The sequence below is a fragment of the Hyphomicrobium sp. MC8b genome (genome assembly GCF_905067615.1).
Taxonomy (GTDB): domain Bacteria; phylum Pseudomonadota; class Alphaproteobacteria; order Rhizobiales; family Hyphomicrobiaceae; genus Hyphomicrobium_B.
Genome location: NZ_LR898465.1, coordinates 63250 through 81270, shown reverse-complemented (window position 1 = coordinate 81270; position 18021 = coordinate 63250). Strand labels below are relative to the sequence as shown.

Annotated in this window: 18 protein-coding genes; 5 read left to right on the top strand and 13 right to left on the bottom strand. The window is 60.0% G+C overall.

From position 1 onward, the window contains the following. Nucleotides 1-193: 193 nt before the first annotated feature. Together ACLB1Z_RS00410 and ACLB1Z_RS00405 are read left to right on the top strand one after the other, a co-directional pair. On the top strand, nt 194-532 hold the full coding sequence (locus ACLB1Z_RS00410) for a P-II family nitrogen regulator (RefSeq protein ID WP_013950212.1): 339 nt from the start codon (nt 194-196) through the stop codon (nt 530-532). Nucleotides 533-580: 48 nt separating this feature from the next. Further along, nucleotides 581-2059, top strand: a complete 1479-nt coding sequence (locus ACLB1Z_RS00405) for an ammonium transporter (protein ID WP_409561550.1) — start codon at nt 581-583, stop codon at nt 2057-2059. 118 nt (nt 2060-2177) lie between these two features. Here the strand turns inward: ACLB1Z_RS00405 and ACLB1Z_RS00400 are convergent, their stop codons facing one another. Next, nucleotides 2178-2717, bottom strand: a complete 540-nt coding sequence (locus tag ACLB1Z_RS00400) for a L,D-transpeptidase (protein WP_409561549.1) — start codon at nt 2715-2717, stop codon at nt 2178-2180. A gap of 121 nt (nt 2718-2838) precedes the next feature. Between ACLB1Z_RS00400 and ACLB1Z_RS00395 the strand changes: the two genes are divergently transcribed. Together ACLB1Z_RS00395 and ACLB1Z_RS00390 are read left to right on the top strand one after the other, a co-directional pair. Beyond that, nucleotides 2839-3525 carry a response regulator transcription factor gene (locus tag ACLB1Z_RS00395; protein ID WP_013950209.1) on the top strand — a complete coding sequence of 229 codons (687 nt, stop codon included), beginning with the start codon at nt 2839-2841 and terminating at the stop codon, nt 3523-3525. A 238-nt stretch (nt 3526-3763) separates the two neighbouring features. Then, entirely contained in the window at nt 3764-4288 is a 525-nt protein-coding gene (locus ACLB1Z_RS00390; RefSeq protein WP_409561548.1) for a cyclic nucleotide-binding domain-containing protein, read from the top strand. 354 nt (nt 4289-4642) lie between these two features. Here the strand turns inward: ACLB1Z_RS00390 and ACLB1Z_RS00385 are convergent, their stop codons facing one another. From ACLB1Z_RS00385 to ACLB1Z_RS00370, 4 genes are all read right to left on the bottom strand, one after another. Further along, nucleotides 4643-5386: a LolA family protein gene (locus tag ACLB1Z_RS00385; protein ID WP_409561547.1), complete on the bottom strand. Its 744-nt coding sequence runs from the start codon at nt 5384-5386 to the stop codon at nt 4643-4645. A 230-nt stretch (nt 5387-5616) separates the two neighbouring features. Continuing rightward, a complete protein-coding gene (locus tag ACLB1Z_RS00380) occupies nt 5617-8337 on the bottom strand; it encodes a DNA translocase FtsK (RefSeq protein WP_409561546.1) in 2721 nt (906 codons plus the stop codon). A 17-nt stretch (nt 8338-8354) separates the two neighbouring features. Beyond that, a complete protein-coding gene (locus ACLB1Z_RS00375; protein ID WP_409561545.1) occupies nt 8355-9581 on the bottom strand; it encodes an aminotransferase class I/II-fold pyridoxal phosphate-dependent enzyme in 1227 nt (408 codons plus the stop codon). Between the two features lie 65 nt (nt 9582-9646). Continuing rightward, complete coding sequence (locus ACLB1Z_RS00370) at nt 9647-10447, bottom strand: helix-turn-helix transcriptional regulator (protein ID WP_409561544.1); 801 nt, start codon at nt 10445-10447, stop codon at nt 9647-9649. A gap of 57 nt (nt 10448-10504) precedes the next feature. Between ACLB1Z_RS00370 and ACLB1Z_RS00365 the strand changes: the two genes are divergently transcribed. Then, entirely contained in the window at nt 10505-11521 is a 1017-nt protein-coding gene (locus ACLB1Z_RS00365; protein WP_409561543.1) for an MBL fold metallo-hydrolase, read from the top strand. Between the two features lie 14 nt (nt 11522-11535). Here ACLB1Z_RS00365 and ACLB1Z_RS00360 read toward each other — a convergent pair whose 3' ends face one another. The 8 genes from ACLB1Z_RS00360 to ACLB1Z_RS00325 all read right to left on the bottom strand — a co-directional run bounded on the left by ACLB1Z_RS00360 (nt 11536) and on the right by ACLB1Z_RS00325 (nt 18010). After that, complete coding sequence (locus tag ACLB1Z_RS00360) at nt 11536-11928, bottom strand: VOC family protein (protein WP_409561542.1); 393 nt, start codon at nt 11926-11928, stop codon at nt 11536-11538. A 37-nt stretch (nt 11929-11965) separates the two neighbouring features. Continuing rightward, nucleotides 11966-12745, bottom strand: coding sequence for a succinate dehydrogenase iron-sulfur subunit (locus ACLB1Z_RS00355; protein ID WP_409561541.1), 780 nt, complete (start codon nt 12743-12745; stop codon nt 11966-11968). Between the two features lie 106 nt (nt 12746-12851). Next, nucleotides 12852-13451, bottom strand: coding sequence for a hypothetical protein (locus tag ACLB1Z_RS00350; protein WP_409561540.1), 600 nt, complete (start codon nt 13449-13451; stop codon nt 12852-12854). A 143-nt stretch (nt 13452-13594) separates the two neighbouring features. Then, nucleotides 13595-15442 (bottom strand): succinate dehydrogenase flavoprotein subunit, encoded by a 1848-nt coding sequence (sdhA, locus tag ACLB1Z_RS00345; RefSeq protein WP_409561539.1) that lies wholly within the window; start codon nt 15440-15442, stop codon nt 13595-13597. A 5-nt stretch (nt 15443-15447) separates the two neighbouring features. Then, nucleotides 15448-15831 (bottom strand): succinate dehydrogenase, hydrophobic membrane anchor protein, encoded by a 384-nt coding sequence (gene sdhD / locus ACLB1Z_RS00340; RefSeq protein ID WP_409561538.1) that lies wholly within the window; start codon nt 15829-15831, stop codon nt 15448-15450. Further along, nucleotides 15831-16241: a succinate dehydrogenase, cytochrome b556 subunit gene (gene sdhC / locus ACLB1Z_RS00335; protein WP_013950197.1), complete on the bottom strand. Its 411-nt coding sequence runs from the start codon at nt 16239-16241 to the stop codon at nt 15831-15833. Before sdhC ends, sdhD begins: the two co-directional genes overlap by 1 nt. 91 nt (nt 16242-16332) lie before the next feature. After that, nucleotides 16333-17307 (bottom strand): NAD(P)/FAD-dependent oxidoreductase, encoded by a 975-nt coding sequence (locus ACLB1Z_RS00330; RefSeq protein ID WP_409561537.1) that lies wholly within the window; start codon nt 17305-17307, stop codon nt 16333-16335. A 154-nt stretch (nt 17308-17461) separates the two neighbouring features. Then, entirely contained in the window at nt 17462-18010 is a 549-nt protein-coding gene (locus ACLB1Z_RS00325) for a superoxide dismutase family protein (protein WP_409561536.1), read from the bottom strand. Nucleotides 18011-18021 lie beyond the last annotated feature (11 nt).

The window sequence follows — 18021 nt, the reverse complement described above, 5'->3', positions numbered from 1 at the left end:
TTTCATGCTTATTTTGCAGGCTAGTGCCGCATAAATTTCGTTCATTCGTAAACTTTCCGTTGTCTAATCAATGCGTTGAGCACGCGTCCGTCAATTGGCACGCGTCTTGACTCCCATCACGCGAAGTCTTCGTCCCGGCGTGGGGGCGGAGGCTATTTTGTCGAGCACCGGTTCAATTAAAAAAGGGGGCCTTATGAAGCTCATAACTGCGGTCATCAAGCCTTTCAAACTCGAGGAGGTTCGCTCTGCGCTGACCGATCTCGGTCTTCAGGGCATGACTGTCACGGAAGTCAAAGGCTACGGCCGTCAGAAGGGCCATACGGAAATCTACCGCGGCGCCGAATACGCCGTGAGCTTTTTGCCCAAGATCAAGATTGAAGTCGTCGTTCCGGGAGCACAGGTCGATAAGGCGCTTGCCGCCATCCAGCGCGCGGCAAAGACGGGACAGATCGGCGACGGCAAAATCTTCGTGTCTCCGATCGAGCACACGGTTCGCATCCGCACCGGCGAATCGGACGACGACGCGCTCTAAAGCTCACAAAATTTCCGCTTTTCATAAGTCAATCAGGGAGCACTCAACATGGAGTTTAGAAAGTTAGCGCGGTACGCAGGGGTCGTGGGGGCCCTCGGCGCGATTGCGCTTATGGCCGGACCGGCCATGGCACAAACGCCGCCCGCGCCGGTACCGAACAAGGCCGACACGACATTTATGTACACTGCCTCGGTTCTCGTTCTTCTCATGACCGTTCCGGGTCTCGCACTGTTCTATGGCGGTCTCGTTCGCACGAAGAACATGCTGTCGATGTTTATGCAGGTCTTCGCGACGCTCTGCCTAGTCGGCATCATCTGGGTTCTCTACGGCTACTCGATGGCCTTCACGAACGGCGGTGCGCTGAACGACTTTGTGGGCGGCTTCTCGAAAGCATTCCTCAAAGGCGTAGATTACAACTCCGTCGCAGCGACGTTCTCCAACGGCGTCTACATTCCTGAATACGTCTACATCGTCTTCCAGATGACGTTCGCGTGCATCACGCCAGGCCTCATCCTCGGCGCCGTCGCCGAACGACTGAAGTTCTCGGCAATGTTGGTGTTCATGGCGCTCTGGGTCACGTTCATCTACTTCCCGATCGCGCATATGGTCTGGTACTGGGGTGGTCCCGACGCGTTCGGCAACGCTGCTAAGGCTCTCGCCGCGGCGACGGGCGACGGCAAGGCTGCCGCTCAGGCTGCTTATGATGCTGTCATGGCCGATGCCGGCATCTCCTTCAAATGGGGTGCACTCGACTTCGCTGGCGGCACCGTCGTTCACATCAACGCCGGTATCGCGGGCCTCGTCGGCGCGCTCATTCTGGGACCGCGTCTCGGCTACGGCAAAGAAGCGATGCCTCCGCACTCGCTGGTGAACTGCATGATCGGCGCCGCCCTTCTGTGGGTGGGCTGGTTCGGCTTCAACGTCGGTTCTGGCCTCGAAGCCAGCGCCTTCGCTGGCGTCCCCTTCATCAACACCTTCATCGCGACCTGCGCAGCAGCGCTGTCGTGGATGATCGTCGAATGGATCGTGAAGGGTAAGCCGTCGGCTCTCGGCCTCGCGTCGGGTGTCGTTGCCGGCCTCGTCGCCATCACCCCGGCTTGCGGTTTCGCCGGTGTCATGGGCTCGATCGTGCTTGGCCTCGTCGTCAGCCCGATCTGCTTCTTCTTCTGCTCGGCAATCAAGAGCGCTCTCGGCTACGACGACAGCCTTGACGTCTTTGGTGTCCACTGCGTCGGCGGCATCGTCGGTGCGCTTGGCACCGGCCTGCTGGTCAACCCGGATTGGGGTGGCGCCGGCATCGCCGACTACACGTCGAAGCCGGGTGAGATGGTTGCGGGTACCTACGACATGGCCGCTCAGATGATTGCCCAGGCGAAGGCCGTTGGCATGACGCTTCTCTGGAGCGGCATCGGCTCGGCAATTCTCTTCAAGCTGGTGGACATCGTCATCGGTCTCCGTCCGTCGGAAGAGAAAGAGCGCGAAGGCCTCGACATCACCGACCACGGCGAAAGCGCCTACCACTACTAAGACGAATTTTCCTGGCCTGCGATCGGCGGGCCAGGAGATCTCCTTTCATCTCCCGAGCACGCGTCTCCACCTAGACGTGCTCTACTTAAGCCCGACGCCTCGTGCTGTCGGGCTTTTTTTATCGCAATCCGATGACGATCACGCTCCGCCGCGGCAGCACAGCCAGAAGCCGCCGCAGATCGCGCGCACGTAGCGCGATGCAGCCTTCGGTCGGCTCGAAATTCCCGCGCGCGACGTGCATGAAAATGGCGCTGCCTCGATTGCGCACGCGCGGCACATCGTTATAACCGAGCACGACAACGACCTCGTACAGCCCGTCCGCGCGCCACAGATGTTCAGCGCTTGCGCGATAGGGCAGCCGCACCGGACGATTATAGTTGCGATCCTGCGGACTGTCGCACCAGCCGTCATTGCAGCGAATTCTGCGCAACCGGAAAGTCGACCTTGGCCGTGCAGCATCGGACCGATAAAGAACGCAGCGCACGGGTAACCGCCCTCGCGGCGTTGCACCATCTCCCTCGCGTTTGATGGCGGTGATGCCCGATTGGCCGAGCGCGCAAGCAAAACGCAATGCGCCAAACGCGACATGGCCGCGCTGCGCCGCCTGAGATAGAACCCTGACGTAGACCTGCGCCACGGGCGTCCGGGCCGGGTTCATCGACCACTTATTCAAGGAACCGCCATTCCGCTTGCCTGTTTGCCCCGAGACCCTATGTTGCCGACGCGCACGATGCTAGAGTTCCACGCCAAAAGAAGGCAAGAAACCGGAGCCCCCGTCCATGAGCACGGCCCGAAAGGTCCTCCTCGTCGACGACGATGAAGATTTGCGTACGTCGTTGAAAGATCAGCTCGTCCTCCATGATGAATTCGAAGTCTCCGAAGCAGGCACTGCTGCCAAGGGCATGGAAGCCGCAAAAACCGGCCGCTTCGACTTGGTGGTGTTCGATGTCGGCCTGCCCGATATGGACGGCCGCGAAGCGGTGAAGCTTCTGCGCAAATCGGGTTTCAAGACACCGATCGTCATGCTGACCGGCAATACGTCCGACGCCGATCAGATCCTTGGTCTCGATGCCGGGGCGAATGATTATGTTTTAAAGCCGTTCAAGTTTGCCGTTCTTCTTGCGCGCATCCGCGCGCAACTGCGGCAGCACGAGCAAAGCGAAGATGCTGTCTTCGCGATCGGCAACTACACCTTCAAGCCCGCATCGAAGCTGTTGGTCGACGAAGCCGGAAGCAAGATCCGTCTCACCGAGAAAGAGACATCGATTCTCAAGTATCTGTATCGCTCCGGCGACAAGGTCGTCTCTCGCGACGTTCTGCTGCACGAGGTCTGGGGCTACAACGCCGGTGTCACCACCCACACGCTCGAAACGCACATTTATCGTCTGCGGCAGAAAATCGAAAAAGACCCATCGAACGCCGAACTTCTCATCACGGAGAGCGGCGGCTACAAACTCGCGCCCTGAGTTGCCGGAACAATCGATTGCTGGGTCACAGCCGCTAGGCCAATCGCCAAGTTTTCACGTGAATCTTCTGACAGTGAAAGTTGTTCAACTGCGTCCACAGCAGCTTTCACGCGTGCGGGTTGGATAAGTTCCGCGACGGACATCGAGTCGGATAGTTAATCTGCGTTCGCTTCTGTTGTGATGAGATCGCAAGCGAATAAGTGCATTCGTGCGTATCGCATCAATGGAGTTCGCAACGATGGCAATCAATGCCCTCGTCCAACCTCTTCTTGCCCAGCCGCTTTTCCGCGGACTGTCGCCGTCCCAATTGACGGAAATCGTTCGTTGCGCTGAGCGCATCATCTATCGCTCGGGCGACGCGCTTATCGCCGAGCATCAGCCGAGCGATGCTTCCATCCTCGTCATTTCAGGAACGTGCCTGCGCATCGACGACAACGGCGACCCATCGCAAAAATCGCGCGGCGAGGTTGTACCCGAAGGCTCCATTATCGCTGAGCTCGCGATGCTCATCGAGATCGAGCACGTTACGACGATCATCGCACAAGGGCCTGTCAAAGCACTGCGTCTTCCGCGCCAAAAAATTCTCGCACTGATGCAAGACGACCCATCACTCGCGCAACATTTCAGCGCGTGCATCACATCGCGACTAAAACTGTTGGCGAATGATTTGAAAGCTATTGATACCAGCGCAGATGACGCTACGATCCCCCCGCTGCTTCAACCGCAGAGCGCCGATCAGGCCGCCGCGGCCCAAGCTAGCTAATTAAGCGGAGCGCCAAACCACACACGACATGTGTTGTGGTCTTCTTCGGGAATTCAGGGGGCCAGAAACGAGGGCGCCCAGTTCCGGGGGGAGGAACTGGGCGCTATGCGCTTGTCGCGCTCGGCACCGGGAGGGAAGCCGGTACCAGAGGCGGCGTCTTCGGCTAGACGGGGGGCACTACCGAATACAGGGTGACGCCACCTGCATGCATGAGAGTTAAGCGCAAGCTGGAGAAATTCAATAGTGCCCGCGCGGGCACTTCACGAAAATGTGAAAACATACCCAAACTTATCCACAGGATGGGTATTGCATCGCGTCAAAAGCGCAACACACTGATTTGCAGGCGAATTCCCCTTATGGCATCGCGCTTTTTGGCCAAAGTGATTGAATTTTAAACAAATTTCCGTCTAGGTCGTCTGTTTTGACGAGCTGCGAAAGCTGGATTCGGGTGTCCTGACCCTGGGCGTCGGTGGTCACCCACTCTTTCAGTTCCATGGCCGGTTTGGTCGCCAGAAAGAGCTTAATGCGGCCCGGAGAATTGGGGTCTTTATCTTCCAGCGTGAGCACGATCAGGTCGGCGGACTGCTGGACTTCCAGAATTTTCGCATCCCGCAGCAGATTGACGTCCTTGCGCAGAAGCAGCCGGAACGGCGTCTGATCGAGCGAAACGCGATCCTCGTTATTGAGGTCGAGGTCTTGAATGGCGAGGTTCTGGCCGTCGGAAACGATGATCTGCCGCGACGGCAAGGCGTAGTCGAAACGGAAGCGGCCGGGACGCTTGACGAAGAACTTGCCCTTCATCTTTTTGCTGTCGGCATCAGTCTGAACGAACGTGCCTTTGAGATCCTGCAAAGATTCGAAATACGCGCTGACATCGTCGACGATCTTCGTCTGGCGCGCGTCGAGCGTAATACCTTGATCGGTGTTCGGTGCGACTTCGCTGGACCAACCATTGACCGCAGGCTTGCTCGCCGGCGGATTGACGATCGTATTCGTCGGACCGTCCGGATCTTGCGCCGTGGCAACGCCAGAAAACGCGACCGTAAACGCCGTCGCGACGGCTGCTCCACGCAGAAAATGCCTCATGATTTGTCCCATTCGTGGCCCCCCACAGCCCCGATGCCCCGAGTCGGGGCCCTGTACGCAGAGTATCGTTTCAACAAAGATTGCGTCCAGAACTAGGCGAGAGGCGTTACAGCCCTATTTTGGGTAGAACCAATCGAACATCCGAGGCAAGCAAGCGCAGTAGCGCGCCCCCGAGTTATCCTCAGTTGTTAGCCTCGGTTTCGCTGTTGTTCGTGCTGGCCTGAGACCGTCGAAATACACAATCAGGCGGCGTCGGCGCTACCGCCGCGCGACATCAGAATTTCGCGCTTGCCGACCGAGTTCGCCGCTGAGATCAATCCTTCACGCTCCATGCGTTCGATGAGATCGGCGGCGCGGTTGTAGCCGATCGACAGGCGACGCTGGATATAGCTCGTAGAAGCCTTTCCATCCCGAAGCACGATAGCGACGGCGCGATCATAGAGGTCGTCGTCGCTCGCCTCGCGAATCCCAGTCGCGACGTCCGACGGCGGCGGCGTCTCCGTAATACCGTCGACATATTTCGGCGCGCCCTCCTGCCGGAGCGCATCGGCAAACGCCACAACTTCTTCATCCGACACGAACGCGCCATGCACACGCACAAGCTGGCCGGCGCCTGTCGAATAGAGCATGTCGCCCTGACCGAGCAATTGTTCGGCGCCCTGCTCATTCAGGATCGTGCGGCTGTCGATCTTCGACGTAACCTTGAACGAGATCCGGGTCGGGAAGTTCGCCTTGATCGTGCCGGTGATGATGTCGACCGACGGACGCTGCGTCGCCATGATCAGATGAATGCCGGCCGCACGCGCCATCTGCGCCAGACGTTGCACCGAAGCTTCGACCTCGCGGCCCGCAACGATCATCAGGTCCGCGAATTCATCGACGATGATCACGATACGCGGCAACGGCTCAAGATCCATCTGCTGCGTTTCAAAGCGTGCGGCGCCGGTCTTGTCGAAGCCGGTTTGCACCGTGCGCGACAGCATCTCGCCGCGCTTCTTGGCATTGCGCACGCGATTATTGAAGACGTCGATGTTGCGAACGGAAAGTGCGGCCATGCGCTTGTAGCGTTCTTCCATTTCGCGCACGGCCCAGTTGAGCGCGGAAACAGCCTTATGCGGGTCCGTAATCACGGGCGTCAAAAGATGCGGAATGTCGTTGTAGACCGACAGCTCCAGCATCTTGGGGTCGATCATCAGCATGCGGCAATCTTCTGGAGAATGCCGGTAGAGCAGCGACAGCACCATCGCGTTGATGCCGACTGACTTGCCGGAGCCCGTCGTACCGGCGACGAGCAGATGCGGCATGCGCGCCAGATCCGCGACGACCGGATCGCCGCCGATCGACTTGCCCAGACCAAGCGGTAATCCGCTCGCTTCCGATTTGAACGCGTCGGCTTCGAGAATTTCGCGCAACAGCACCGTTTCGCGCCGGGCATTCGGCAATTCGAGGCCGATGGCATTGCGCCCCGGAACGACAGCCGCACGCACGCTTGCAACGCTCATCGAGCGCGCGATGTCTTCCGCGAGCCCTATAACGCGCGAAGACTTTGTGCCGCGCGCAGGCTCCAATTCGTACAGCGTCACCACCGGACCTGGCCGGATATCCTTGACCTCGCCCTTGACGCCGAAATCGGCCAGCACGTCTTCGAGCAATCGCGCGTTGCCGCGCATGACCGTCTGCGACAGCTCGGGACGCGGCTTCTGCGCGCTCGGACGCTTGAGCATGTTGAGCGACGGCCGCTTCCAAATCGGATTGGCGCGCGTCCGCGCAATGCCCGACAACAGCGCATTGGTGACCGCGGGCTTTGAAGCCTGCGCCTTGGCTTGTGCCTTGGCCAAGACCTTCGGCAGCGGCGGAGGCGGCGGGATAGAAGGATCTAAAACCTCTTCGACCACAGATTCACCACGCGCCAATGCGGCAGTTGCCGAAGCCGGCGCAAAGCGTTGCGCGATCGCCCGACTCGAATCTTCCGTCATATCGTCGAACGCCAATCCGCGATCTGCGAATTCGCGGGCATGGGTGAACTCATCATCGAGATAGTCATTGTCATCGTGGTCATCGAAGCCTTGGACGCCACGACGATCCTCACGATCGTGCAATTCCGTTAGCAACTCCGAAGGCCGCGCGACATCTGCCGGACGCTGCCTTGCGAGACGCTCCGGATTAAGATCGAGCGTCGGCGTCGCGTCGCCCGCAAAGGCATCGAGCGAGCGATAGGAGTGCGTATCCGTTACAGCTGCAGCAGGAGCGCGCCGGAACCAACCTTTGCGCACGCGCTCCGCACCACCCGCCAGCGTCGAGCTGACAGCCGCCACATCGTCGAGCCGTTTCTTGCTCGACGCATAACGAAGGCCCGAACCGAGCGAGCGCAGGAGCGACTTGGTGACAGTCTCGACTTCGAAGCCGATAGCCTTGCCGCAGGTATGTGCAGCCGCTGCCAGCAGCACGACACCGGCAGCAACCGGCGCACGCTCTTCGTTGAGCATCGCGAACAGCTTCAACGCTAATTGATAAACGCCATCGCCCACCAGACCGCCGTAGCCGTGACGCAGCGGCCAGCCGCCCAAAACCGGCAGCGCCGAGATCGCGCCGGTCAGAGCCACGATGGACAGCGGATAAAAACCAAGCTTGACGCGTCCGTCCTTCACACGCTCGGAACGGAGCATCTCGATGCCCCAGACGACCGGCGCGATCAGCGCCAGCACCGCACCGAAGCCGAGCATCTGGAACAGAAGATCTGAAACAATTGCGCCGACGCGGCCCGCATAGTTCTGCGCAGCCGCCGTCGTTGTATGCGTCAGGCTCGGATCAAGCGCTGACCACGAAACGAGACTCGTCCAGATGAGCAGCGTCAGGCCGAGCAGGATCAACCCGCCAAAACGGCCCAGCCAACTCAACAAACGGTCCTCGACTGACTGCGGCAACAGCCGCTGAGGATCGATTCCTCGCGTATCCAGCGACATCTCGGCGAACGTACTCTTTAACGCAGCACGGAAATCGTGCGTTCGAGCGCTTCCTGGATCGTCTTGGAGTCCTGCACCATCGCGACGCGAACGTAGTCTGCGCCGGGATTGGTTCCGTCTCGTCCCGTCTGAGCCAGAAAGCTACCGGGAATAACCTTGACGCCTGCGCGTTGCCATAAGGTTACCGCCGCTTGAGCGCCGCCGCCAAACTGACTCATATCGAGCCAGAGACAGAACCCGCCAGCCGGCCGCTGGTAGCCGTATCGGCCACCTAACACATTGTCAGAAATGAGAAATTTGTCACGATACGCCTTCCGCGAACGCTCGACGTGCGCTTCGTCGCGCCAGATCGCGGCGGATGCATGTTGCAGTGGCAAGGGCACTGTCGGCGCGCACATGTTGCGCACTTCGCCGTAGGCTTCGATGAATTCCGGGTCGCCCGCACAGAACCCGGACCTCAACCCCGGCAGGTTCGAACGCTTCGACAGCGAGTTGAAAACGACGAGATTGCGGAACCGCTCCGGCGTCGCCGCCGCGACCTCCAAACCGCCGAGCGGCGCGGCCTCTGTGTAGATTTCCGAATAGCACTCGTCGAGGAACAGCATGAAGTTGTGGGCGCGCGCCAGTTCCAGCGCCTTCAGGATGTAGCTGCGATCGGCGACCGTGCCCTGCGGGTTCGACGGCGAATTGATAAAGAGCGCAACCGTCCGCTTCAACAGCGCCTCATCGCGCGCAATTGCATCGAGATCCGGCAGGAAGCCCGTCGCCTTCGTGGCGTTGAGATAGACCGGCTCCGCGCCAACCGCGATCGCCCCCGCGACGTAGGCCGAATAATACGGGTTGCACATCAGGATCGCAGGCCGACCCTGCACGTCCTTCCGGCCCACCGCCGGCAGGCACGCAAAGAATAGCCCTTCGCGCGAGCCGCTGAGCATCAACACATCGCGCTCGGGATCGACGCCGCCCGGCAGGACGTAACGTTTCGCCAGCCATTCCGAGATCGCCTTGCGCGCCTCCTCGGCGCCGCGGATCGGCGGATACTTGCCGTAGAGCGCCGTCGCCTCATCGAGCTTTGCCTGAATGAAATCCGGCATCGCCTCGCGCGGCTCCCCGATTGTCAATTCGATGGGTTTCTCATGCCCCGGCGCAATCCCCGCCAGCAGCTTGCGAAGCTGACTGAAGGGCGACGAAATCGCACCGGACGTGAGGGAGGAAAGCGGGTGACTCATCTGAAGATTGAACATCGATCTTGCGCTTGCTCGCCGCTATCGCATGTCGGCCACGATGTGGGAAGCCCAATACTGGTCTGTCAGTGTCGAACGCCCGCGAGACTCCGGCCGGCAGGTGCGCCAAAAATCCGGCGAAACTCGCGGGCGAAGTGCGGTTGATCGTAAAAACCCGACGCTTGGGCGGCGGTCGTAAAATTGCTTCCCTTGACGACTTCGGACACCGCCACGCGCATTCTCGCCCACGCCGCATAACGACGATAAGAAACGCCAGCCTCCTGTTTGAACAGGTGCTGAAATCGCGACGTCGAAAGACCGGCAGCATACGCGGCCCAATCGACCCGCGGCACCGATCCGCCCGTCACGACACCGCCCGCGTTGTCAGCAACCGCTTCAAGTGCCCGGCGCACGCGCGCGTCGATGGTTCTTCGCGCCCTAGACTTGGAAAATCCGAGAAGATCATTCATCGCTTCGTCGGTCCAAGCCAAGCTGGAAGGATCTTCGTAAAGCGACCGAACCTGCGAAAGGTCAGCGCGCATTCCGATCAGCACACCCCGTTCCTCGCGTGTCTCTCCGACGAGCGCTGCAAGACCTTCAGCGGACGCCTCGCTCGGCTCAATGTAGATCACCGCGATCGGTCGGCCTTCGGCATCGAACTCGTAAGCCGTCCCGGCGGGTATAACGGCCGCACGACACGCGAACCACGAACCGCCCGCAAGTCTCAAGCGAAAATCATCGTAAAGACCCGCGAGCATCACCGGCGCGCTGTGGCTGTGAAGTGCATTCTTATGCAGACAGCCGGCGAAAAGCATGCGGCCCGAACCGACGTGCCATAGCGGCTTCAGGGACCTGCCCTCGATGCCAGCAGATTCATACAATCGCATAGCTCCGTGCCTCGACTAACCTCGGCTTCAGATCAGATACTTGGCAAGGATATCGAAATGCGCAAAGCCCTCTCGCCCGATATCGAAGCTCTCGCCGTGGACCGCCGAAAGCTTTTGACCACAGGCATCGGCGTCGCTCTCACACCCACTCTGTCCCTGGCCTTTACATCAAACGCGACCGCGTCAGCCCAAGCCCTTGGACCTTGGCAGCCGAAATTCTACCGCTTCAAGCTCGGCTCTTTCGAGATTACCACGATCTCGGATTCAGAAGCTTTCATTGATGGTCCGTTCCCTATCGTCGGGCAAAATGCCCGCGAAGCCGATGTTCGGGCGCTGATGCGCGACAACCTTTTGCCGGAGCAGAAATACCAGCCGGGCTTCACGCCGACGATCATCAACACCGGTGATAAGCTGATCCTGCTCGACACCGGCAACGGATCGAACGGTTTCATTCCGCGTCCCAACGGTGGCTGGCTTGCGGCCCAGCTCGGCCCCGCAGGCTTCAAGCCCGAAGACATCGACATCGTCCTTTTAAGCCACGGTCATCCCGATCACGTCGGCGGCATGATCGAAAATGCAAAGCCGCTCTTTCCCAACGCACGCTACGTGATTGGCGCAATCGAGCATGACTTCTGGGCTCCGGAAGGAAAATTCACAGCCGATCTGGAAAAATGGGCGAGCATCTTCCGAACCAACACGAAACCCGTCGCCGACAAGTTTACGTTCATAAAACCAGGAGACGACGTCGTGACGGGCATCCGCGCCATCGAAGCTTACGGACATACGCCCGGGCACCTTGCCTTTATGATCGAGAGTCAGGGCAAATCGATTTTGTACTGGGGCGACTGCGCCCACCATCAGGTTGCCTCGCTCGCGCACCCTGAGTGGGATTGCCTCTTCGATTCCGACAAACAGCTTGGTGCCCGAACCCGCCGTCGCATCTATGACATGGCGGCCACAGACCGTATCCCGGTCATCGGCTACCACATGCCGTTTCCGTCAATCGGTTATGTCGAGCGCAATGGACCCGGCAGCTATCGTTGGCTGGCGCATTCCTACCAGCTCAATCTCTGACAGAAAGGCAATCGTTACTCCGGCAGATGCGTCACGGCTTCGATGTTGTGGCCGTCCGGATCGAAAACGAAACCGCCGTAGTAGTTGGCGTGATAGTGCGGCCGAAGTCCCGGCGGTCCGTTGTCTTTGCCGCCTGCAGCCAGCGCCGCCTCGTAGAAGGCTTTCACTTCATCACGGCCCTGCGCCGCAAACGCGACGTGAAGGCGACCCTTCAGCGCCGTGCCCGTTCCGATCCAGAATTGCGGACGCTCGCGACCGAACCCGGCATACCCGTCGTCGTCCTCGTCCGAGAACTTCATTTCCTTGAGCAGCTTGATGCCGAGCGGTGCCAACGCCTGGGTATAGAACTCCAGCGATCGACGGTAATCGGTGACGGGGAAGCCAATGTGATCGAGAATGTCCAGCACGGTCGCTCCTTTTTCGTGACGCGATCGAGCCGGCCGCTTACACGCGGCGCTCGACCATAAGTTTCTTGAGTTCCGCGATGGCTTTTGCCGGAGACAAACCTTTCGGACAAGCCTTGGCGCAGTTCATGATCGTGTGGCAGCGATAGAGACGGAACGGATCTTCGAGATTATCGAGACGCTCGCCGGTCGCTTCGTCACGGCTATCGATCACCCAGCGATAGGCCTGCAGCAGAATGGCAGGGCCGAGGTAGCGATCCGAGTTCCACCAGTAGCTCGGGCACGACGCGGAGCAGCATGCGCACAGAATGCACTCGTAAAGCCCGTCGAGTTTCTCACGATCCTCGCGCGACTGCTTCCACTCCTTCGGCGGCGTCGGCGTATCGGTTTTGAGCCACGGCTCTATGGAGCGATGCTGCGCGTAGAAATTCGTGAGATCCGGCACGAGGTCTTTGACGACTTCCATGTGCGGCAGCGGATAAACCTTTACCGGCCCTTTGACGTCTTCGATGCCCTTCAGGCACGCGAGCGTATTGGTGCCGTCGATATTCATCGCGCACGAGCCGCAAATGCCTTCGCGGCACGAGCGGCGGAACGTCAGCGTCGGATCGATCTCGTTTTTGATCTTGATCAGAGCGTCAAGAACCATAGGTCCGCACTGCTTCTGATCGATATGATAGGTGTCGACGCGCGGATTGCGCTCGTCATCCGGATTCCAGCGATAAATCCGGAATTCCTTCCAATCGCCCTCGCGGTCCGGCCTGTTCCAGATCTTGCCTTCAGAGATTGTCGAATTTTTCGGAAGAGTGAGCTGAACCATGAGAGTGCCGGTGTTCCCGCCAACGAAATCCTTATGAACCTGACAGAAGCTTGAACGTCGTCCCCTGTCAACGGCATGAGCCCGCGGCGGATGCGGTTCTTTGGCCTTAACCGGATTTCTGGTGTTTCTTCAGCTCCCGGACCAACCCGACAAGGCTTTCCGCGATCTGAGCCCCCGTTTCGACCGCGACGCGCAGCGGCACTCGCGACTGGATAATGTCGTTGAGCCGTTCCTGTTGCTCGCCAAAGCCGAAGAAGACCTCCTCCGGCGCCTCGACATCCCCATCTTCGATCGCGGTCATGACGTCGAACGCGTTCTGCGTGGCAAGCACCAGCATCGAGGCGATGTCATTCATCAGTTGCAGATAAAGCCGCTGAGCGTCCGCGCGAATGCGTTGTCCGTGAACCCCAAACTTCAGCGGCGCCGACGCCTGTCCGCCGCCACCTGCAAACACCCTCGGATGCTTCTGGAAACGCTTAAAGATCTCGACGAGGCCGAGACAACAGGTTTCAAGATCGCGAAGCGCGGCACCCGTCTTGCGCTTGGTGCGGGTGCGCGTTGCGACCTTTTCCTGTCCCGACCAATTAATGGCCGCGATCGACGCGATTGCGCCAAGAGCCGCCAGCGACGGCAGCACCGCCGCGAACGGATCGGGCGGCATGCGAGTGTCGGTATCGTCGCTCTCGTCCTTACTGATCTTCGTCACAATCGCGCCCGCCCCTTGAATAGCGGCCGCACCATAAGCGACTTCCCAAAGCGGCGCTATTTCTACTCATCCGGAGCGCTTCCGGAAAAGCCGGGCACCGGTTTTCCCGATGAGAAGCGCGACTAAATAAAAGCTGGACCGGCTCAATAAACGCGAGCTTTGGGCTCGATATATTTGACCTCGTTGGTCATGGTCTTCGTGTGCACCGGACGATCGTCGAGCTTGACTGTTTGCGTCGCGTAATCGGCCCATGCCAGCGTGTGTTTCATCCAATTGACATCGTCACGCTTGGGGAAATCTTCGCGCGCGTGCGCACCACGGCTTTCCTGCCGGTTTTCGGCGCCCACGACCGTAACGGCTGCTTGCGCGATCAGGTTGTCGAATTCCAGCGTTTCGACGAGATCGGAATTCCACACCAGGGACCGGTCGGTAACGGAAATATCCGCCGCATCGCGCCAGACCTGCGTGATCTTCTCGACGCCTTCTTTCAGCACCGGGCCATCGCGGAAAACCGCGCAGTTCGACTGCATGATCTTCTGCATGCGCAGGCGCAGCGCCGCCGTGGGCGTCGAGCCCTTGGCGTTACGGAAATGATCGAGGCGGGCAAGCGCCGGTTCGTGCGCGTCTTTGGGCAGGTCCGACTGCATTGCGCCTTGCTCGATCGTCTCGGCACAGCGCAAACCGGCCGCACGACCGAACACGACAAGATCGATGAGCGAGTTCGAGCCCAGACGGTTGGCGCCGTGCACCGACACGCATGCCGCTTCGCCAATCGCCATCAGGCCCGGCACGACATGATCGGGATCGCCGTTCTTCTTGGTCAGAACTTCACCGTGATAATTCGTCGGAATGCCGCCCATGTTGTAGTGGACCGTCGGCAACACCGGGATCGGCTGACGGCGAAGATCGACGCCTGCGAACACTTTCGCGTTCTCCGTGATGCCGGGCAAACGCTCGGCCAAAATCTTCGGATCGAGATGGTCGAGATGTAAATAGATATGATCGGCATCCGGGCCGACGCCGCGGCCTTCGCGAATTTCGATCGTCATCGAGCGCGAGACGACGTCGCGCGAGGCGAGGTCTTTGGCATGCGGCGCATAGCGCTCCATGAAGCGCTCGCCCTTGGAATTCGTCAGATACCCGCCTTCGCCGCGCGCGCCTTCGGTAATCAACACGCCCGCGCCGTAAATACCGGTGGGATGGAACTGTACGAATTCCATGTCCTGCAGCGGCAAACCTGCGCGCAGAACCATGGCGTTGCCGTCGCCGGTGCAGGTATGCGCTGAGGTGCACGAGAAATACGTCCGCCCGTAACCACCTGTTGCCAGGATGGTCTTCTTCGCACGGAAGCGATGCAGCGTGCCGTCATCGAGATTGAGCGCGATGATGCCCCGGCATGCACCGTCCTGATCCATGATGAGATCGAGCGCGAAATATTCGATGAAGAATTCCGCCGCGTGGCGCAGCGACTGCCCGTAAAGCGTATGCAGCATCGCGTGGCCGGTGCGGTCGGCAGCGGCACACGTGCGCTGTGCCGGCGGACCCTCGCCGTAGTCGGTCGTCATGCCGCCAAATGGGCGCTGATAGATCTTGCCGTCTTCCGTGCGCGAGAACGGCACACCGTAGTGTTCGAGCTCATAAACCGCAGCTGGAGCGTTCCGGCACAGATATTCGATGGCGTCCTGGTCGCCGAGCCAGTCGGAGCCTTTGACGGTGTCGTACATGTGCCAGCGCCAGTCGTCGCGGCCCATGTTGCCGAGCGCCGCCGCCACACCGCCCTGCGCCGCAACCGTATGCGAGCGCGTCGGGAACACCTTCGTCACGCAAGCCGTTTTAAGACCTGCTTCCGCGCAGCCAAGCGTCGCACGCAATCCTGCGCCACCCGCACCGACGACAACGACATCATAGACATGATCGTGCAGCGGATAGGCTTTGCCGATCTGCGACGGCGCGGCACCCGCGCCGTTGGCCTTGCCATTCAATTGCGACATCAGGCTCAGGCTCCAAAACTCAGTTTCAAAATCGAGAACACGCACGCGAGTGCGATGGCAATGGCGAAGAAGGTGTTGAGCATCAAGGCCACGACCTTAAGCCCTTCTTCGTGGACGTAATCTTCGATGATGACTTGCATGCCGATCCGCATATGGACGGTGCCCGAAAGTACAAGACCGAGAAGCGGAATCGCAATCAATGGGTGCGCAAGCTTCTGTTTCGCCGTCGCGTAGTCCGCGCCAAGCAGCGAAACGATCAGCCAAACGAGAAAGATCCCGAGGAACAGGTTCGCAACCGCCGTCACGCGCTGTTTCCAGAAATGGTCGGCGCCTTCTTTGGCCGAGCCGAGATAACGTACTTTTTTCAGCGGTGTCCGCATCGTGGTCATCAGACGGCCCCCATAGCAACCGCGATCCAGACAATCGCCGTCAACGCCAGCGACGCGGCAAGCGACCCCCACGACAAGAGATCGACCGTCTCAAGGTCGTAGCCGTGGCCGCTGTCCCAGATGAAGTGGCGGATGCCGCCCATCATGTGATGCATCAGAACCCACGTATAGCCAAGCAGCACCAGCTTACCGAACCACGTATCGCACCAGCTCAGAAAATAGTTGTAGGCGTCCGGTCCGCTCGCGGCTGCGATCAGCCACCAGGCGAGCAGCAGCGAACCGAAATAAAGCGCCGCCCCCGTGATGCGATGTACGATCGACATCACCATGTTGATAAGCGGCGAATAGATTTGCAGATGTGGTGAAAGCGGCCGCTTGGGGCGCACGCCGCGGCCGGATGTAACTGCCATCGGACGTCCTTCTTTTTTGTTTGATGCGCATATCTAGCGCCTCGACGCGGGCGCGGCAATTCGCCAAATGCCACATAGATTCTGTCGCGCCTCAGGTCAGCGCGCCAGCAATGGCCTGCCCGAGATGCCGGCCGCTTGTAAAGGCATGTTCGGCGAAGCTGCCGAGGCACCAGTCCCCCGCAACGCCGACCTGCGTTTCCGGACAGTAAAGATGCGTCTCGCCCAGCGCCCTGCCGACGATACCCTGGCGCCAGAGGAAGGCTGTCATCCGCGACGGTCTGACAGGGGGGAGATTTAAGAACTCCCCGACCTCGCTCCAAAGCTCTTCCGCCACATCTTCGGGGTCAGCCTGCTCCGCCGCCAGGCTCCACGCCGATGAGGCATGAATGACAAGGGCCTCGCCCCTGGGATCGCGCCCCGGCTTCGTGTTGTCGCGCGCGATCCACCGCACGACCTCTGAGACGTCGGTGAAAACGTCATGCTCCGAAGTTTTCTTTTGATCGAGGCGGACCATCAAGGACCAGCAGGGCAGCATCAACACGTTCTGCAGCGGCGACGCGAGACGGTCGATCCGTTCCGTCAGCGGCAACGCCGCTGCCGCGGGAACAGCGATGGCGACCGCTTCGAACGGCCCAGCCGATGCTTCGTCTGCGAACCAGAGGTGCCAGCCTTTCTCTCGCCGTTCGAGCGATTGCACCCGCCGGCCGACCGAGACACGCACGCCATCGGCGATCGGACGCGCGATCGACGACATGCCGGGTGTCCCGACGATCCACGGCTCCCGGACGGTTTTGCCGGGCCCTGGTTTCCACTGTCGCGGCGCCCAGGTATCCGCATAGCCGAGACCCGCAATCTCCGAGAGATAACGCCCGAATTCATCCGTTTGCGCCAAGAGATATTGCGCACCCGGATCGAACCGGTCGCTGCCGAGACAGATCGTTGCGAGGCGGCCGCCGACGTTGCGGTCTTCTTCAAAAACCTCAACGGAAATGCCCGCGCTCCGCAACGTCTGCGCACATGAAAGCCCCGCCAGACCCGCACCGATGATTGCAACTTGATTGATCACCGCATCTCGCTTCGAATGTCCGGCCGGTTAATTACGACGCATACATACGATCGAATCGCGGCCCTTTGGAGATTTACAATCTCAGGCCCGGCGTGCGCATCGGCAAAGCGGCATCACGTCGATTGATCAACGTGAATTTCGCGTCCCACCGACGCTATTGCTGTTTGATCACACCGCAAGCGATCCGCTTTTCCCCGCTACCATCCGGATCGGTCCGATAGTCATCGGCCTTGTCATAGATGACAAGCGATGATCCATCGGCATCGAAAAGCGTATCGTCAGCGACGACGTTAAAGTGGAGATACGTTGTCATCATTTCGGCGCGCGCCATACCGTCGGGTCCGGCGACGATGTTGGGAAGATCGCCCGCCATCGGACCCTCATCGTTCATGAAGCCGTGCTGAGCGCCGAGCGGATTGTAGGTCGGCCCTGCGGACGAAAAATCGCCCTCGCATTTGCCGGCTTCATGCACGCCAAAGGCGTGAGCGCCCGGCGGCAAGCCTTTGAGATCGAATGCGAGAAGCACGCCGGAGGACATGTCGGTCAGCGTTACCGTGCCGGCACTCGAACCGTCTGAGAGTTTGATCTCGGCAACGGCCTTTTCGCCGGCCGCGTCTGCCGGTCCGGCCACGGCCAGAACGAGCACGCCCAGCGCCACCCGACCGATCGTGATGCTCGCCTTGAGGTTCGCTCTGAGGTTCATGCGACGTGTTC

Bases quoted from the DNA above. Each gene is read 5' to 3' on its own strand.
- sdhC (WP_013950197.1), bottom strand. From the start codon at position 16,241: ATGGCAGTTACATCCGGCCGCGGCGTGCGCCCCAAGCGGCCGCTTTCA.
- ACLB1Z_RS00390 (WP_409561548.1), top strand. From the start codon at position 3,764: ATGGCAATCAATGCCCTCGTCCAACCTCTTCTTGCCCAGCCGCTTTTC.
- sdhA (WP_409561539.1), bottom strand. From the start codon at position 15,442: ATGTCGCAATTGAATGGCAAGGCCAACGGCGCGGGTGCCGCGCCGTCG.
- ACLB1Z_RS00385 (WP_409561547.1), bottom strand. From the start codon at position 5,386: ATGGGACAAATCATGAGGCATTTTCTGCGTGGAGCAGCCGTCGCGACG.
- ACLB1Z_RS00400 (WP_409561549.1), bottom strand. From the start codon at position 2,717: ATGAACCCGGCCCGGACGCCCGTGGCGCAGGTCTACGTCAGGGTTCTA.
- ACLB1Z_RS00380 (WP_409561546.1), bottom strand. From the start codon at position 8,337: ATGTCGCTGGATACGCGAGGAATCGATCCTCAGCGGCTGTTGCCGCAG.
- ACLB1Z_RS00375 (WP_409561545.1), bottom strand. From the start codon at position 9,581: ATGTTCAATCTTCAGATGAGTCACCCGCTTTCCTCCCTCACGTCCGGT.
- ACLB1Z_RS00365 (WP_409561543.1), top strand. From the start codon at position 10,505: ATGCGCAAAGCCCTCTCGCCCGATATCGAAGCTCTCGCCGTGGACCGC.
- ACLB1Z_RS00405 (WP_409561550.1), top strand. From the start codon at position 581: ATGGAGTTTAGAAAGTTAGCGCGGTACGCAGGGGTCGTGGGGGCCCTC.
- sdhD (WP_409561538.1), bottom strand. From the start codon at position 15,831: ATGACCACGATGCGGACACCGCTGAAAAAAGTACGTTATCTCGGCTCG.
- ACLB1Z_RS00325 (WP_409561536.1), bottom strand. From the start codon at position 18,010: ATGAACCTCAGAGCGAACCTCAAGGCGAGCATCACGATCGGTCGGGTG.
- ACLB1Z_RS00355 (WP_409561541.1), bottom strand. From the start codon at position 12,745: ATGGTTCAGCTCACTCTTCCGAAAAATTCGACAATCTCTGAAGGCAAG.
- ACLB1Z_RS00410 (WP_013950212.1), top strand. From the start codon at position 194: ATGAAGCTCATAACTGCGGTCATCAAGCCTTTCAAACTCGAGGAGGTT.
- ACLB1Z_RS00395 (WP_013950209.1), top strand. From the start codon at position 2,839: ATGAGCACGGCCCGAAAGGTCCTCCTCGTCGACGACGATGAAGATTTG.
- ACLB1Z_RS00370 (WP_409561544.1), bottom strand. From the start codon at position 10,447: ATGCGATTGTATGAATCTGCTGGCATCGAGGGCAGGTCCCTGAAGCCG.